The following is a 15,528-nucleotide window of genomic DNA, read 5'->3' as shown; positions in this document are numbered from 1 at the left end:
TGCATCTCCTACAGGTCGTGTGTCAGCGTCAGCGCTGGGCTGCGGCGATCGATTCCTTCGCCTTCTCGGCGACATTCTCGGCAGTGAAGCCGAACTCGCGGAAGAGGACCTTGCCGTCGGCGGAAGCACCGAAGTGCTCCAGGGAAACGATCCGACCGGCATCCCCGACGTACTTGTGCCAGGTGAGACCGATACCCGCCTCCACCGAGACCCGGGCCCTCACCGAGGGCGGCAGGACGCTGTCCCGGTACCCCTGGTCCTGCTCCTCGAACCACTCCACGGACGGCATCGACACCACCCGCGTCGGCACCCCGTCGGCCTCCAGCGCCTCCCGCGCCTCCACGGCGACATGCACCTCGGAGCCGGTGGCGATCAGGATGACCTCGGGAGTCCCGCCGGACGCCTCGAACAGCACGTAACCACCGCGCGCGGCGTCCTCGTTGGGCTCGTAGGCCGGCACACCCTGCCGGGTCAGCGCCAGACCGTGCGGGGCGCCCTTGCCGAACACCTTCGTGTAGCGGCGCAGGATCTCGCGCCACGCGATCGCGGTCTCGTTGGCGTCCGCCGGGCGGACCACGTTCAGACCCGGGATGGCACGCAGCGCGGCCAGGTGCTCGACCGGCTGGTGCGTCGGGCCGTCCTCGCCGAGACCGATCGAGTCGTGCGTCCACACGTACGTCACCGGCACGTGCATCAGCGCCGAGAGCCGCACGGCGTTGCGCATGTAGTCGGAGAAGACGAGGAACGTACCGCCGTAGACACGGGTGTTGCCGTGCAGCGCGATGCCGTTCAGCTCCGCGGCCATGGCGTGCTCGCGGATACCGAAGTGGATCGTGCGCCCGTACGGGTCGGCGCCCGGCAGCGGGTTGTCCGCCGGCAGGAACGACGAGTTCTTGTCGATCGTCGTGTTGTTGGAGCCGGCCAGGTCGGCCGAGCCGCCCCACAGTTCCGGGATCACGGCACCGAGCGCCTGGAGCACCTTGCCGGACGCGGCACGCGTCGCGACACCCTTGCCCGTCTCGAAGACCGGGATCTTCTCCTCCCAGCCGGCCGGCAGCTCGCCCTTGGCGATCCGGTCGAACTCGGCGGCCCGCTCGGGGTTGTTGCCGCGCCACTCCTGGAACGACTTGTCCCACTCGGCCTTGGCCTGACGGCCCCGGTCGAGCGCCTCGCGCGTGTGGTTGATGACCTCGTCGGCGACCTGGAAGCTCTGCTCCGGGTCGAAACCGAGGACACGCTTGGTGGCCGCCACCTCGTCGTCGCCGAGCGCCGAGCCGTGCGCGGCCTCGGTGTTCTGCGCGTTGGGCGCCGGCCACGCGATGATCGAGCGCATCGCGATGAAGGACGGCTTGTCCGTCACCAGCTTCGCGGCCTCGATCGCGTTGTAGATGGCGTGCGGGTCGAGGTCGCCGTCCGGCTTCGGCGCGACGCGCTGGACGTGCCAGCCGTACGCCTCGTACCGCTTGACGGTGTCCTCGGAGACCGCGGTCTCCGTGTCACCCTCGATCGAGATGTGGTTGTCGTCCCACAGCAGGACCAGATTGCCGAGCTTCTGGTGGCCCGCGAGGGAGGACGCCTCGGAGGAGATGCCCTCCTGGAGGCAGCCGTCACCGGCGATCGCGTAGATGAAGTGGTCGAACGGGGACTCGCCCTGCGGGGCGTCCGGGTCGAACAGACCACGCTCGTAGCGCGCGGCCATCGCCATGCCGACGGCGTTGGCGACACCCTGCCCCAGCGGGCCGGTCGTGGTCTCGACACCGGTCGTGTGCCCGTACTCGGGGTGACCCGGGGTCTTCGAACCCCATGTCCGGAAGGCCTTCAGGTCGTCCAGCTCCAGGCCGAAGCCGGCCAGGTAGAGCTGGGTGTAGAGGGTCAGGGACGAGTGACCGGCGGACAGCACAAAACGGTCCCGCCCGACCCACTCGGCGTCCGCGGGGTCGTGCCGCATCACCTTCTGGAAAAGGGTGTACGCGGCGGGCGCGAGGCTCATTGCCGTACCGGGATGGCCGTTACCGACCTTCTGTACGGCATCGGCGGCCAGGACGCGGGCGGTGTCGACGGCCCGCTGGTCCAGCTCGGTCCACTCGAGGTCTGTGGTGGTCGGCTTGGTGCTCACCCTGGGTCAGGGCTCCTCTCCACATGTCACGCATGTCGAATGCCGGTGCATCGGGCACCCGGCCGTTGTTGAGCCTACCCCCGTATGTACGTGCGTCTTTTCGACTCATTCCAGACTGCCGGGACTCTCGGGGATCCGCCTCCCGACCGGGCCGCGGCACGCTCGGCAACTGAATACGGCGCGGCACGTCCGCGTGCTCAACGAAGCGGGCCCGAGCTCATCCGGGGACGCCTTCGGACACGACCCCACCCCCGCGAATGTCCGGGTCTGGGCAACGTCTACAGTGACGTGGTACGCGCGAGCCTTTACCGGGACTTCACACGGTTCGGGTTTGCTGGGATGTCTCTGTCAGGGGTGTGCGTGACGGCCGTTGAATCCCGTCCTGCGGGGGTTGCCGGGGCGAGTCGGAGCCCGAGTCACCGGCCGTTCGGGGCCCGTGTCAAGGCGTTCGTGGCGCTGACCAAGCCGCGGATCATCGAGCTGCTGCTGATCACCACCGTTCCGGTGATGTTCCTGGCGGAGCAGGGTGTGCCCGATCTGAAGCTGGTGTTGCTCACCTGCCTCGGCGGCTACCTGTCCGCGGGCGGCGCCAACGCCCTCAACATGTACCTCGACCGCGACATCGACGCCCTGATGGACCGCACCTCGCAGCGGCCACTGGTGACCGGCATGGTCAGCCCCCGCGAGTGCCTGGCGTTCGGCTTCACACTCGCGATCGTCTCCACACTGCTCTTCGGGCTCACCGTCAACTGGCTGTCGGCCTGGCTCGCCCTCGGCGCGCTCCTCTTCTACGTGGTCGTCTACACGATGATCCTCAAGCGCCGGACGTCGCAGAACATCGTGTGGGGCGGCATCGCCGGCTGTCTGCCGGTACTGATCGGCTGGTCGGCCGTCACCAACTCCATGTCGTGGGCGCCGATCATCCTCTTCTTTGTCATGTTCTTCTGGACGCCGCCGCACTACTGGCCGCTCTCCATGAAGGTGAAAGAGGACTACGCGCGCGTGGGCGTCCCGATGCTGCCGGTCGTCGCCTCCAACAAGGTGGTCGCCAAGCAGATCGTCATCTACAGCTGGGTGATGGTCGGTGTCTCGCTGCTGCTGACCCCGCTCGGCTACACGGGCTGGTTCTACACCCTGGTCGCCCTGCTGGCCGGCGGCTTCTGGCTGTGGGAGGCCCACGGTCTCCAGAACCGGGCCAAGGCGGAGGTGACGGGCGCCAAGCTCAAGGAGATGCGCCTGTTCCACTGGTCGATCACCTACGTGTCGCTCGTCTTCGTGGCGATCGCGGTGGACCCCTTCCTGAGGTGACCTGGGTGACCTGGGTGACCTGAGGTGAGGGTCACGCCCCCCGGGCGTCGCCGACTGATCTACCCGTCGGTAGCATCCTGGCCATGGCAGACACGCAGCAGGTTGAGGAGCGCCGGGAGGCCAGGCGGGCCGCGAAGGCGGAACGCACGGCGGCCCGGCTCGCCAAGCAGATCGGCGCCTTCGCCAGGACCCACGGGGGCGCCGAGGGCCAGATCGCCTACATCGGCGAACGCGGCGCCCGCATCGTCCTCGTCGGCGAGGACGGCAACTGGGGCGACCTGGTGGCCCCCACGTACCCCATCGCCGAGCAGGCGGTGGCGAAGTCCGGCATCACGGCCCACGACTCCTTCGACGGCGAGTTCGCGGCCAAGGTGACAACGGGCGAGTACGAGTGGAAGCGCATGGCCGGTATCCAAGTAGGAAACGGCTGAGCAGCGAACGTAAGGGGCGCGGGGCTGTGACATGTGCGGCTCCGCCGCGTGGGCGCGAGAGGCCACAGCCGACCCGCACCCGACATTCAAGCCGCACTGCCCCAAACGCAGCACCTCCATCCCGGTTCACCCGTTAGGACTCCTAGGAACAAGCAGTCCACCACGGGGAGCCCGGATGATCGACACGCCCGCGCTGGTGGACCAGTACTGCCACGGAGTGCTCCGCACGGAGCTGGGCCTGGGCACCTTCGAGGCCCAGCTCTCCCACACCGAGGGCCCACCCGCCCCCGGCACCACCCTCTTCGACACCCAGACCGGCTTCGCGGTCCGCCGCTGGTGCCCCCCGATACTCGGCCTGGAACCGCACTGCCCACCCGCCCGCTATCTGGCCAAGCGCCGGGAGATCGGCGTCCTCGAAGCGGGCCGCAGGCTGCTCCGCGGGAGCGGCATCACGACTTACCTGGTCGACACCGGGCTCCCCGGAGACCTGACCGGCCCCGCCGAACTGGCCTCCGCCGCGGCCGCCGAGGCCCGGGAGATCGTCCGCCTGGAGCTGCTCGCCGAGCAGGTCGCCGACACCTCCGGCACCGTCGAGTCCTTTCTCGCCAACCTCGCCGAGTCGGTGCACGCGGCCGCCGCGCACGCCGTGGCGTTCACCTCGGTCGCCGGCGTACGGCACGGCCTCGCGCTGGCGCCGGAACCCCCCGGCCCCGGCGAGGTGCGCGGCGCCGCGGGCCGCTGGCTGGCGGCGCGCCGCGTCGGCGAGGAGCTCAGCGACCCGGTGCTGCTGCGCCATCTGCTCTGGATCGCCGTCGCCTCGGGGCTGCCGCTCCAACTGCACGCCGGGCTCGGCGAACCGGGGCTGCGGATCGACCGTACGGATCCGGTGCTGCTGACGGACTTCGTCCGGGCCACGGCGGGTCTCGGCACGGATCTGATCCTGCTGCACGGCTACCCGTACCACCGGCACGCGGCGCATCTGGCCGGCGTCTTCCCGCATGTGTACGCCGATTCCGGCGCGGCCCTCGTCCGTACCGGCGCCCGGGCCGCGACGGTGCTCGCGGAGATCCTGGAGCTGGCCCCGTTCGGCAAGATCCTGTTCTCCAGCGGGGCGCAGGGGCTGCCCGAACTGCATGTGGTCGGGGCGCGGTTGTTCCGGGAGGCGCTGGGCCGGGTGCTGGGCGGCTGGGTGACGGACGGGGCGTGGTCGCCGGGTGACGCGCACCGGGTCGCTGGGCTGATCGCGGCGGGCAACGCGCGCCGGGTGTACGGGCTGGAGTGACCTGTCCACACTGGCCGTATGGCGACCAAGGAACTGCTCGACCGCTTCCTCGACGATCTCGCGCCCTTCGACCCCGTAGCCGTGTGGGCCCACGGCTCGCTGGCGGGCGGCGACTACCAGGAGGGGCGCAGCGACCTCGATCTGATCGCCGTCCTGCCGGGCGCGATCGGTCCGCGGACGGTGTGGCGGCTGGCGCTGGTCCATGCCGCGCTGCGCGCCGACCCGTCGGCCGCCAAGCTGCACTGCACCTATCTGACTCCGGCGCGTACCGCCGGGGCCGGGCGCAGGCATCTGACGTGGGCGCACGAGCAGCTGTTCCGGCGCACGGTCACCCCGGTCACCCGGCGTGAACTGCACACCTTCGGCCGGGTGTTGCACGGCATGGAACCCGCCGGCCTGCTGCCGCCGGTACCGGACGCGGAGCTGGCCGGGTTCGTCGTGGAGGACCAGCGGGACTTCTGGCGGCGGGAGGTGGACCGCGCCGCCAACTGGACGCAGGACATCTGGGTGGACCTCGCCATGGTCACCCTCGCCCGCGCCACCGTGACCCTGCGGGACGGCCGGCTGATCTCCAAGCGGGAGGCCCTCGACCTGCTGCCCGGTATGGGCGCGCCCGTCGAGGTGGTCGACGACATCAGGCAGCGCCGGTACGCCGAGCATCCGGTACCGGCCGACGCCGCGTGGCGGGTCCGCCGGGCCGCGCTGACCAGGGACTACCTGGGCCCGGCGATCGACGCGCTGGTGGCCTCGTACGGCTGAGCCGCCGGTACGGGCACCTCGGCCACCCCGGACTCCGGGCGTTCGCGCAGCGCCAGCAGGACCCGCAGGGTGCCGATCCACACCAGGCAGGAGCCGAACATGTGGGCGCCGACGAGGACTTCGGGGAGGTCGGTGAAGTACTGGACGTAGCCGATCGCGCCCTGCGCCAGCAGGATCAGGAACAGTTCGCGGGTGCGGGCCAGAGTCGCCTTGGGGGCGTCGACGGCCTTGAGGACGAACCACAGGGCGAACGTCAGGGTCACCACGATCCACGCCAGTACGGCGTGCAGCTTGGTGACGTCCTCCCACGGCACGTCCATCCGCGGCACCTCGCTGGAGTCGCCCGCGTGCGGGCCCGCTCCGGTGACGACCGTGCCGACCGCGATCAGCAGCGCGGTCGCGCCGACCAGCACCCACACCAACTGCTGGACGACCTTGCCGACCAGCGGACGCGGCGCCTCGTCGCCCTCCCGGGTGCGCTGCCACATCACGGTGGCGACCGCGATCAGCGCGGAGGAGAGCAGGAAGTGCGCGGCGACCGTGTACGGGTTGAGACCGACCAGCACGACGATGCCGCCGAGCACGGCGTTGCCCATGACGACCCAGAACTGGGCCCAGCCGAGCCGGGTCAGATCACGCCGGTGGGGCTTGGTCGAGCGGGCCGCGATGATCGCCCAGCCGACGGCGGCGCACAGCACGTACGTCAGCATGCGGTTGCCGAACTCGATGACGCCGTGCACCCCCATCTCGCTGGTCGCGGTGAGGGAGTCGTCGGTGCACTTGGGCCAGGTCGGGCAGCCGAGCCCCGAGCCGGTCAGCCGGACGGCGCCGCCGGTCACGACGATCACCACCGCCATGACGAGCGCGGCGAGCGCGGCCCGCCGGACCGTCCGCGGTGCGGGCGTCCAGCGCGCGGCGATGAAGGCGAGGGGGTTGCGCAGCGCGGCGGTGGCGTCCGCGGGGGTCAGCTTTGGCACGGGCACCATCGTAGAAGGCCGCTTGTGCACTCGTTCACGAGGGGCCCGGTTCGGGGCGCGACGCCTGGTCACGCCCGTCGGCCGCCGCGGCTACTCCCAGCGGAAGAACTTCCCCGCCGCCGCGAGCCCCACGACCGACCACACGGCCAGGATCCCGAGATCGCCCCACGGCATGGCCGCCCCGTGCTGCAACACGTCCCGCAGTCCGTCGGACAGGGCGGAGACCGGCAGCAGCCCGAGGACGTCCTGGGCCGCGTCCGGAAACTTGTCCAGCGGCACGATCACCCCGCCGCCGACGAGCAGCAGCAGGAACACCAGGTTGGCGGCGGCCAACGTCGCCTCCGCCTTGAGCGTGCCCGCCATGAGCAGTCCGAGTCCGGAGAACGCGGCCGTGCCGAGGACGAGCAGCAGCAGGACGGCGAACGGGTTGCCGTGCGGCGACCAGCCCAGTGCCAGCGCGATCACCGTCACGAGCAGCACCTGAAGCACCTCGGTGACCAGCACCGACAGGGACTTCGCGGTCATCAGGCCCCAGCGGGGCAGCGGCGAGGCGGCGAGCCGCTTCAGCACGCCGTAACGGCGCTCGAAGCCGGTCGCGATGGCCTGGCCGGTGAACGCCGTCGACATCACCGCCAGCGCGAGGATGCCGGGCGCGAGGAAGTCGACGGACTCGCCGGCGCCGGTGTCGACGATGTCGACCGTGCTGAACAGCACAAGCAGCAGTGTCGGGATGATCACCGTGAGCAGCAGCTGCTCGCCGTTGCGCAGCAGCATCCTCGTCTCCAGCACCGCCTGCGCCGCGATCATCCGCGGCAGCGGGGCGGCCCCCGGCCGTGGGGTGTACGTACCCGTGGCGCTCATCCACGCAGCTCCTTGCCCGTCAGTTCCAAGAAGACGTCCTCCAACGTGTGCCGCTCCACCGAGATGCGGTCCGGCAGCACGCCGTGCTGGGCGCACCACGAGGTGACCGTCGCCAGGAGCTGGGGGTCGATCTTGCCGGTGACCCGGTAGGAGCCCGGCGTCAGTTCGGCCGCCGCCGAGTCCGTCGGGAGCGCCTTGAGCAGCGAGGCGACGTCGAGGCCCGGGCGGCCGGAGAAGCGCAGGGTGTTCTCGGCGCCGCCGCGGCACAGCTCCTCGGGCGAGCCCTGGGCGATCACCCGGCCGGCGTCGATGATCGCGACGTCGTCGGCGAGCTGCTCGGCCTCGTCCATGTAGTGCGTCGTGAGGATCACCGAGACCCCGTCGGCGCGCAGGTCCCGCACGAGGTCCCAGGTGGCGCGGCGGGCCTGCGGGTCGAGGCCCGCGGTCGGCTCGTCGAGGAAGACCAGCTCGGGCCGGCCGACGACGGCCATCGCCAGCGCGAGGCGCTGCTGCTGGCCGCCGGAGAGCCTGCGGTAGGTGGTGCGGCCGCAGGAGCCGAGGCCGAGCCGCTCGGTCAGCGCGCCGACGTCCAGCGGATGCGCGTGCAGGGCGGCGACGTGCCGGAGCATCTCGTCGGCGCGGGCGCCGGAGTAGACGCCGCCGGACTGGAGCATCACACCGATCCGCGGGTGCAGCTCACGGGACTGGCGGACCGGGTCGAGGCCCAGGACGCGTACCGTGCCCGCGTCCGGCCTGCGGTACCCCTCGCACATCTCGACCGTCGTCGTCTTGCCCGCCCCGTTGGGACCGAGCACGGCGGTCACGCCGGCCCGTGCCGTCAGGTCGAGACGGTCCACCGCGGTCTTGTCGCCGTATCGCTTCACCAAGCCATCGACCTGGACCACGGGCTCACTTCGCATGGGTCCAGAGTCTAGGTTCGGGCCCGGCGATCCGGACGGGCGGGTTCGGGACGGACCCGGGCGCCGGGGGAGTGAGCCGGGCGCGCGCCGCCGCGGGAGGCCGGTGTCACTCCCGTCCGTGCAGCGCCCACAGCTCCCGCGGCCGGTGCAGCGGCAGCCACTTCTCGGCGTAGGCCACCGCGTCCGCCACCGGGAACAGCCGGGTCTCGGCCGCGCCCACCGTGCCCCGTACGACCGGGCGGTCCCGTTCGAAGTCGTGGCCCAGCTCCGCGAAGCCGTCGGAGGTGATGGACACCTCCGTCACCACCTCCCAGCCGCCGCCCGGGGCCGGACGGCCGACCTCGACCAGCGGGGACGGAGTCCGGTACTCGGCGAGATGGAAGCTGGTGCACGCGTCGTAGCCTGCGCCGAGCAGCAGGACCCGCGCGCCCAGCCGCTCCAGGCGGGCCAGCGGGCTGCGCTCGCCGAGCCGGCAGTCGGTGGCGTGTCCCTCGGTGATCTCCGCCGCGCGCGGGCCGAGCGCCGCGAAGGACGTCTGCGGGTGCGCGCTGCGCAGGGCGCCGGGCCAGCGGCGGACGGTCTCCGGGATCACGCCGACGCCGCGCGAGGGTGTGAGCCGCGGGTCGTAGGCGGGCATCGTGGCCCGGATGGTCTCCCACCACTCCTCGGGCACCGCCGGCTGTCCCCACAGCTCCGGGTCGGAAAGGTCACCTGTCTGGGTGGGGACCACCAGCGTGCCCAGCCGGCCGAGCGCGCCGAGAATTCCCTGGACGACGGCCACGGCACCCCCGCAGACCCAGCCCAGGGAGCTGAGCGAGGAGTGCACGAGGAGCGTCACACCGGTACGGACGCCGGCCGCCCGCAGCTGCGCGGAGATCCCGTCGCGGGTGACAAGAGGGCCGGTCGGCAGGGGTGTGGGCATGGTTCCGGAGTCTCCTCGCACGGCCCTCGCGGCGCTACCGATTTGACCTCTCGTTTGATCGATCAAAGATCGTTTGCCCAGGTCGGATTAGGTATACCTAAGTGACGCAGGGCACCGTCCGCCCCTTTGGACGCCGCTTGTCAGGCTCTGAGGAATTACGCAACAATGGCGTTGTGAAAAACGTCGACGAGGCTCCGCAGGAGGAACTCGCGTCGGGGATGCGCTCGGACAGGTCCACGCGCAACCGCGTCGCGCGCTCCATCCTGGACCACGGGCCGTCGACCGTCGCCGAGCTCGCCGGGCGGCTGGGTCTCACCCACGCCGCCGTCCGCCGGCATCTCGACGCGCTGGTCGCCGACGACGTCGTGGAGGCACGCGAGCAGCGAGTGTACGGCGCGCGCACGCGCGGCCGCCCCGCCAAGGTGTTCGCCCTGACCGACTGCGGCCGGGACGCCTTCGACCAGTCCTACGACAAGCTCGCCGCCGACGCCCTGAGGTACATACAGGAGCGGTTCGGCGGGGACGAGGCGGTCGTCGCCTTCGCCCGCGCCCGGATCGCCGAGCAGGCCGCCGCCTACCGCGCGGCCGTCGACTCCGCCGCCCCCGAAGAGCGCACCGAAGCCCTGGCCAAGGCCCTGAGCGCGGACGGGTACGCTGCTACGGCGCGCAGCGCGCCCCTCCCGCAACAGGGTGAGCAGCTCTGCCAGCACCACTGCCCGGTGGCCCATGTCGCGGAGAAGTTCCCCCAGCTCTGCGAGGCGGAGACGGAGATCTTCTCCCAACTGCTCGGAACGCACGTCCAGCGACTGGCGACCATCGCGCACGGCGACGGCGTCTGCACGACGTTCATCCCAAAGATTTCCAAGACGCAACTCCACAGCCAGAACGCATCTGAACGTACCGCCGGGAGGAACCCCGCATGACGCTCCCCATCGAGGAGACCGCCCACCCCGAGCTCGAGGGTCTGGGCACCTACGAATACGGCTGGGCCGACTCCGACGTGGCTGGTGCCTCCGCCAAGCGAGGTATCAACGAGGAAGTCGTCCGGGACATCTCCGCCAAGAAGAGCGAGCCGGAGTGGATGACCAAGCTCCGTCTCAAGGGCCTGCGCCTGTTCGAGAAGAAGCCCATGCCGAACTGGGGCTCGGACCTCTCCGGCATCGACTTCGACAACATCAAGTACTTCGTGCGCTCCACGGAGAAGCAGGCGGAGTCCTGGGAGGACCTGCCCGAGGACATCAAGAACACCTACGACAAGCTGGGCATCCCGGAGGCCGAGAAGCAGCGCCTCGTCGCCGGTGTCGCCGCCCAGTACGAGTCGGAGGTCGTCTACCACCAGATCCGTGAGGACCTGGAGGAGCAGGGCGTCATCTTCCTCGACACCGACACCGCGCTGAAGGAGCACCCGGAGCTCTTCAAGGAGTACTTCGGGACCGTCATCCCGGTCGGCGACAACAAGTTCGCGTCGCTGAACACGGCCGTGTGGTCGGGCGGTTCCTTCATCTACGTGCCGAAGGGTGTGCACGTCGAGATCCCGCTCCAGGCCTACTTCCGGATCAACACCGAGAACATGGGCCAGTTCGAGCGGACCCTGATCATCGTCGACGAGGGTGCCTACGTGCACTACGTCGAGGGCTGCACCGCCCCGATCTACAAGTCGGACTCGCTGCACTCCGCGGTCGTCGAGATCATCGTCAAGAAGAACGCCCGCTGCCGCTACACGACCATCCAGAACTGGTCGAACAACGTCTACAACCTGGTCACCAAGCGTGCCGTGGCCTACGAGGGCGCGACCATGGAGTGGGTCGACGGCAACATCGGCTCCAAGGTCACGATGAAGTACCCGGCCGTCTACCTGATGGGCGAGCACGCCAAGGGCGAGACCCTGTCCATCGCCTTCGCGGGCGAGGGCCAGCACCAGGACGCCGGTTCCAAGATGGTCCACATGGCGCCCAACACCTCCTCCAACATCGTGTCGAAGTCCGTGGCGCGTGGTGGCGGCCGTACCTCCTACCGCGGTCTGGTCGAGATCGGCGAGGGCGCCCACGGCTCGAAGTCCAACGTGCTGTGCGACGCCCTGCTCGTCGACACCATCTCCCGCTCCGACACGTACCCCTACGTGGACGTCCGTGAGGACGACGTGTCCATGGGCCACGAGGCGACCGTCTCCAAGGTCTCCGAGGACCAGCTCTTCTACCTGATGAGCCGCGGTCTGAGCGAGTTCGAGGCGATGGCGATGATCGTGCGCGGCTTCGTCGAGCCGATCGCCAAGGAACTGCCCATGGAGTACGCCCTGGAGCTCAACCGGCTGATCGAGCTGCAAATGGAAGGCTCGGTCGGCTGACCCCGGCCACTGGCCCGCACACGTCCTGACATCAGAAAGCGAGCACTACGACAGCCATGGCTGAGGCTCAGAACTCCACGGTGGGGTCCTCCACCACCGCCGGATCGATCGCGGTGGCCGCCGAGTCGACCGTCGCCACGCGCATGAGCGCGCCCCCGTCCTTCGACGTGGCGGACTTCCCAGTCCCCCACGGCCGCGAGGAGGAGTGGCGGTTCACGCCGCTGGAGCGGCTGCGCGGGCTGCACGACGGCACCGCGGCCGCCGGCGGCGAGGGCGTGAAGGTCGAGGTGGAGGCCCCCGAGGGCGTCACCGTCGAGCTGGTCGACCGCGACGACCCGCGACTCGGCAAGGCCGGCACCCCGGTGGACCGCATCGCCGCCCAGGCCTACTCGTCGTTCGAGAAGGCCGGCGTGGTCACCGTCCCCAAGGAGACGGTCCTCACCGAGCCGATCCGCATCGCCGTGCACGGCGAGGGCGGGACCCGCTTCGGCCACCAGATGATCGAGCTGGGCGCCTTCGCCGAGGCCGTCGTCGTCCTCGACCACACTGGTGACGCCGTGGTCGCCTCCAACGTCGACTACGTCCTCGGGGACGGTGCCAAGCTGACCGTCGTCTCCATCCAGGACTGGGACGACAAGGCCGTGCACGTCGCTCAGCACAACGCCCTGATCGGCCGGGACGCCTCGTTCAAGTCCTTCGTCGTCACCTTCGGCGGCGATGTCGTACGACTGCACCCGCGCGTGTCCTACGCCGGACCCGGCGGCGAGGCCGAGCTGTTCGGCCTGTACTTCACGGACGCCGGCCAGCACCAGGAGCACCGCCTCCTGGTCGACCACAACGCCCCGCACTGCAAGTCCAACGTGATGTACAAGGGCGCTCTCCAGGGCGAGGGCGCGCACGCGGTGTGGATCGGTGACGTGCTCATCGAGGCCACGGCCGAGGGCACCGACACGTACGAGATGAACCGCAATCTCGTGCTCACCGACGGCGCCCGCGTCGACTCCGTGCCGAACCTGGAGATCGAGACCGGCGAGATCGTCGGCGCCGGTCACGCCTCCGCCACCGGCCGCTTCGACGACGAGCAGCTGTTCTACCTGATGGCCCGCGGTATCCAGGAGCAGGACGCCCGCCGTCTCGTCGTCCGCGGCTTCTTCGCCGAGCTGGTCCAGCAGATCGGCATCGCGGACCTGGAGGAGCGGCTCATCACCCGTATCGAAGAGGAGCTGGAGGCGTCGGTCGGATGACCACCTTCGTACGTGCCTGTGCGCTCAGCGAGCTGGAGGAGAACACCCCGAAGCGGGTGGAACTCGACGGCACGCCGGTCTCCCTCGTGCACACCGAGGGTGAGGTCTTCGCGATCAACGACATCTGCTCGCACGCGAACGTCTCGCTGTCCGAGGGCGAGGTGGAGGACTGCCAGATCGAGTGCTGGCTGCACGGTTCCTCGTTCGACCTGCGCACCGGTAAGCCGTCCGGCCTTCCCGCGACGCGCCCCGTCCCCGTTTACCCCGTAAAGATCGAAGGGGACGACGTGCTCGTCTCCCTCACCCAGGAGTCCTGAGGCACCCATGGCAACGCTTGAAATCCGAGACCTGCACGTCACCGTCGAGGCCGACAACGCCACGAAGGAGATCCTCAAGGGCGTCGACCTCACCGTGAAGCAGGGCGAGACGCACGCCATCATGGGCCCCAACGGCTCGGGCAAGTCGACCCTCGCCTACTCCCTCGCGGGCCACCCGAAGTACACGATCACCAGTGGCACCGTGCTGCTCGACGGCGAGGACGTCCTGGAGATGTCCGTCGACGAGCGCGCCCGCGCGGGCCTGTTCCTGGCGATGCAGTACCCGGTCGAGGTCCCCGGCGTCTCGGTCTCCAACTTCCTCCGTACGTCCGCCACCGCGATCCGCGGCGAGGCCCCCAAGCTGCGTACCTGGGTGAAGGAGGTCCGGGAGGCCATGGAGCGCCTCAACATGGACCCGGCCTTCGCCGAGCGCAACGTCAACGAGGGCTTCTCCGGCGGTGAGAAGAAGCGCCACGAGATCCTTCAGCTGGAGCTGCTCAAGCCGAAGATCGCGATCCTCGACGAGACCGACTCCGGCCTCGACGTGGACGCCCTGCGGGTCGTCTCCGAGGGCGTCAACCGGGTCCGTGAGAGCGGCGAGGTCGGCACCCTGCTGATCACCCACTACACGCGCATCCTGCGCTACATCAAGCCCGACCACGTCCACGTCTTCGCGGCCGGCCGGATCGCCGAGTCCGGCGGCCCCGAACTCGCCGACAAGCTGGAGAACGAGGGCTACGAGGCATACGTGAAGGGTGGCGCATCCGAGTGACTCAGCTGCCGGGCCTCCTCACTGTGCCCAATCTCCTGGGCGAGGCGCTCCGCAAGGACTTCCCCATCCTGGACCGCACGGTCCACGACGGCAAGAAGCTTGTGTACCTGGACAACGCGGCGACCTCGCAGAAGCCGCGCCAGGTGCTGGACGCCCTGAACGAGTACTACGAGCGCTACAACGCCAACGTCCACCGCGGTGTGCATGTGCTCGCCGAGGAGGCCACGGCGCTGTACGAGGGCGCGCGCGACAAGGTCGCCGAGTTCATCAACGCGCCCAGCCGCGACGAGGTGATCTTCACCAAGAACGCCTCGGAGTCGCTCAACCTCGTGGCCAACATGCTGGGCTGGGCCGACGAGCCCTACCGGGTGGACCACGAGACCGAGATCGTCATCACGGAGATGGAGCACCACTCCAACATCGTGCCGTGGCAGCTGCTCTCGCAGCGCACGGGCGCGAAGCTGAAGTGGTTCGGCCTGACCGACGACGGCCGCCTCGACCTGTCGAACATCGACGAGATCATCACCGAGAAGACGAAGATCGTCTCCTTCGTGCTGGTGTCGAACATCCTCGGCACGGTCAACCCGGTCGAGGCGATAGTGCGCCGTGCGCAGGAGGTCGGCGCGCTCGTCTGCATCGACGCCTCGCAGGCCGCGCCGCACATGCCGCTGGACGTGCAGTCGCTCCAGGCCGACTTCGTGGCCTTCACCGGCCACAAGATGTGCGGCCCGACCGGCATCGGCGTGCTCTGGGGCCGGCAGGAACTCCTTGAGGACCTGCCCCCGTTCCTGGGCGGCGGCGAGATGATCGAGACCGTGTCGATGCACTCGTCGACCTACGCTCCCGCGCCGCACAAGTTCGAGGCGGGCACCCCGCCGATCGCGCAGGCGGTCGGTCTGGGCGCGGCCATCGACTATCTGAGCGCGATCGGCATGGACAGGATCCTCGCCCACGAGCACGCGCTCACGGAGTACGCGGTCAAGCGTCTGACGGAGGTCCCGGACCTGCGGATCATCGGCCCGACCACGGCCGAGGACCGGGGCGCCGCTATCTCCTTCACGCTGGGCGACATCCACCCGCACGACGTGGGCCAGGTACTGGACGAGCAGGGCATCGCGGTCCGGGTCGGTCACCACTGCGCCCGTCCCGTCTGCCTGCGGTACGGAATTCCTGCGACCACACGAGCGTCGTTCTATCTGTACTCCACGCCGGCCGAGATCGACGCTCTGGTCGACGGTCTGGAGCACGTACGGAACTTCTTCGGCTGAGGGGCGT

General features: G+C 69.8%; 15 protein-coding genes. 10 read left to right on the top strand and 5 right to left on the bottom strand.

Annotated features, from left to right (window positions below; genetic code table 11):
* Positions 1–28: 28 nt before the first annotated feature.
* Positions 29–2,116, bottom strand: coding sequence for a transketolase (tkt, locus tag ACIQAC_RS00325; protein ID WP_402185621.1), 2,088 nt, complete (start codon positions 2,114–2,116; stop codon positions 29–31).
* Between the two features lie 354 nt (positions 2,117–2,470).
* On the opposite strand from tkt, the gene ACIQAC_RS00320 reads away from it, so the two are divergent.
* From ACIQAC_RS00320 to ACIQAC_RS00305, 4 genes are all read left to right on the top strand, one after another.
* Positions 2,471–3,424, top strand: coding sequence for a heme o synthase (locus ACIQAC_RS00320; protein WP_402186907.1), 954 nt, complete (start codon positions 2,471–2,473; stop codon positions 3,422–3,424).
* A gap of 83 nt (positions 3,425–3,507) precedes the next feature.
* A complete protein-coding gene (locus tag ACIQAC_RS00315) occupies positions 3,508–3,855 on the top strand; it encodes a hypothetical protein (RefSeq protein WP_402185619.1) in 348 nt (115 codons plus the stop codon).
* Between the two features lie 175 nt (positions 3,856–4,030).
* Positions 4,031–5,137, top strand: coding sequence for an amidohydrolase family protein (locus ACIQAC_RS00310; protein WP_402185617.1), 1,107 nt, complete (start codon positions 4,031–4,033; stop codon positions 5,135–5,137).
* An 18-nt stretch (positions 5,138–5,155) separates the two neighbouring features.
* Positions 5,156–5,896, top strand: a complete 741-nt coding sequence (locus ACIQAC_RS00305) for a nucleotidyltransferase (protein ID WP_402185616.1) — start codon at positions 5,156–5,158, stop codon at positions 5,894–5,896.
* Here ACIQAC_RS00305 and ACIQAC_RS00300 read toward each other — a convergent pair.
* From ACIQAC_RS00300 to ACIQAC_RS00285, 4 genes are all read right to left on the bottom strand, one after another.
* Positions 5,851–6,882 (bottom strand): heme A synthase, encoded by a 1,032-nt coding sequence (locus ACIQAC_RS00300; RefSeq protein WP_402185615.1) that lies wholly within the window; start codon positions 6,880–6,882, stop codon positions 5,851–5,853. The genes ACIQAC_RS00305 and ACIQAC_RS00300 overlap by 46 nt on opposite strands.
* A gap of 81 nt (positions 6,883–6,963) precedes the next feature.
* Positions 6,964–7,734: an ABC transporter permease gene (locus ACIQAC_RS00295; protein WP_402185613.1), complete on the bottom strand. Its 771-nt coding sequence runs from the start codon at positions 7,732–7,734 to the stop codon at positions 6,964–6,966.
* Entirely contained in the window at positions 7,731–8,654 is a 924-nt protein-coding gene (locus ACIQAC_RS00290) for an ABC transporter ATP-binding protein (RefSeq protein ID WP_402185612.1), read from the bottom strand. Before ACIQAC_RS00290 ends, ACIQAC_RS00295 begins: the two co-directional genes overlap by 4 nt.
* 106 nt (positions 8,655–8,760) lie before the next feature.
* On the bottom strand, positions 8,761–9,576 hold the full coding sequence (locus tag ACIQAC_RS00285; RefSeq protein ID WP_402185610.1) for an aminoglycoside N(3)-acetyltransferase: 816 nt from the start codon (positions 9,574–9,576) through the stop codon (positions 8,761–8,763).
* Positions 9,577–9,749: 173 nt separating this feature from the next.
* Between ACIQAC_RS00285 and ACIQAC_RS00280 the strand changes: the two genes are divergently transcribed.
* The 6 genes from ACIQAC_RS00280 to ACIQAC_RS00255 are packed head-to-tail and all read left to right on the top strand — an operon-like array spanning position 9,750 to position 15,521.
* Complete coding sequence (locus ACIQAC_RS00280) at positions 9,750–10,499, top strand: helix-turn-helix transcriptional regulator (protein ID WP_402185608.1); 750 nt, start codon at positions 9,750–9,752, stop codon at positions 10,497–10,499.
* Entirely contained in the window at positions 10,496–11,920 is a 1,425-nt protein-coding gene (gene sufB / locus ACIQAC_RS00275) for a Fe-S cluster assembly protein SufB (RefSeq protein WP_402185606.1), read from the top strand. Before ACIQAC_RS00280 ends, sufB begins: the two co-directional genes overlap by 4 nt.
* A 56-nt stretch (positions 11,921–11,976) precedes the next feature.
* The gene (gene sufD, locus ACIQAC_RS00270; RefSeq protein WP_402185604.1) at positions 11,977–13,164 is read left to right on the top strand and encodes a Fe-S cluster assembly protein SufD; all 1,188 of its coding nucleotides are present in this window, start codon (positions 11,977–11,979) and stop codon (positions 13,162–13,164) included.
* On the top strand, positions 13,161–13,481 hold the full coding sequence (locus ACIQAC_RS00265; protein WP_402185603.1) for a bifunctional 3-phenylpropionate/cinnamic acid dioxygenase ferredoxin subunit: 321 nt from the start codon (positions 13,161–13,163) through the stop codon (positions 13,479–13,481). The genes sufD and ACIQAC_RS00265 overlap by 4 nt, the downstream gene beginning before the upstream one ends.
* Positions 13,482–13,488: 7 nt before the next feature.
* On the top strand, positions 13,489–14,253 hold the full coding sequence (gene sufC / locus ACIQAC_RS00260; RefSeq protein WP_402185601.1) for a Fe-S cluster assembly ATPase SufC: 765 nt from the start codon (positions 13,489–13,491) through the stop codon (positions 14,251–14,253).
* Entirely contained in the window at positions 14,250–15,521 is a 1,272-nt protein-coding gene (locus ACIQAC_RS00255) for a cysteine desulfurase (protein ID WP_402185600.1), read from the top strand. The genes sufC and ACIQAC_RS00255 overlap by 4 nt, the downstream gene beginning before the upstream one ends.
* Positions 15,522–15,528 lie beyond the last annotated feature (7 nt).

Source organism: Streptomyces sp. NPDC088387, from assembly GCF_044753385.1.
Lineage (GTDB): Bacteria > Actinomycetota > Actinomycetes > Streptomycetales > Streptomycetaceae > Streptomyces.
This window is presented reverse-complemented; position numbering and strand designations above follow the sequence as displayed.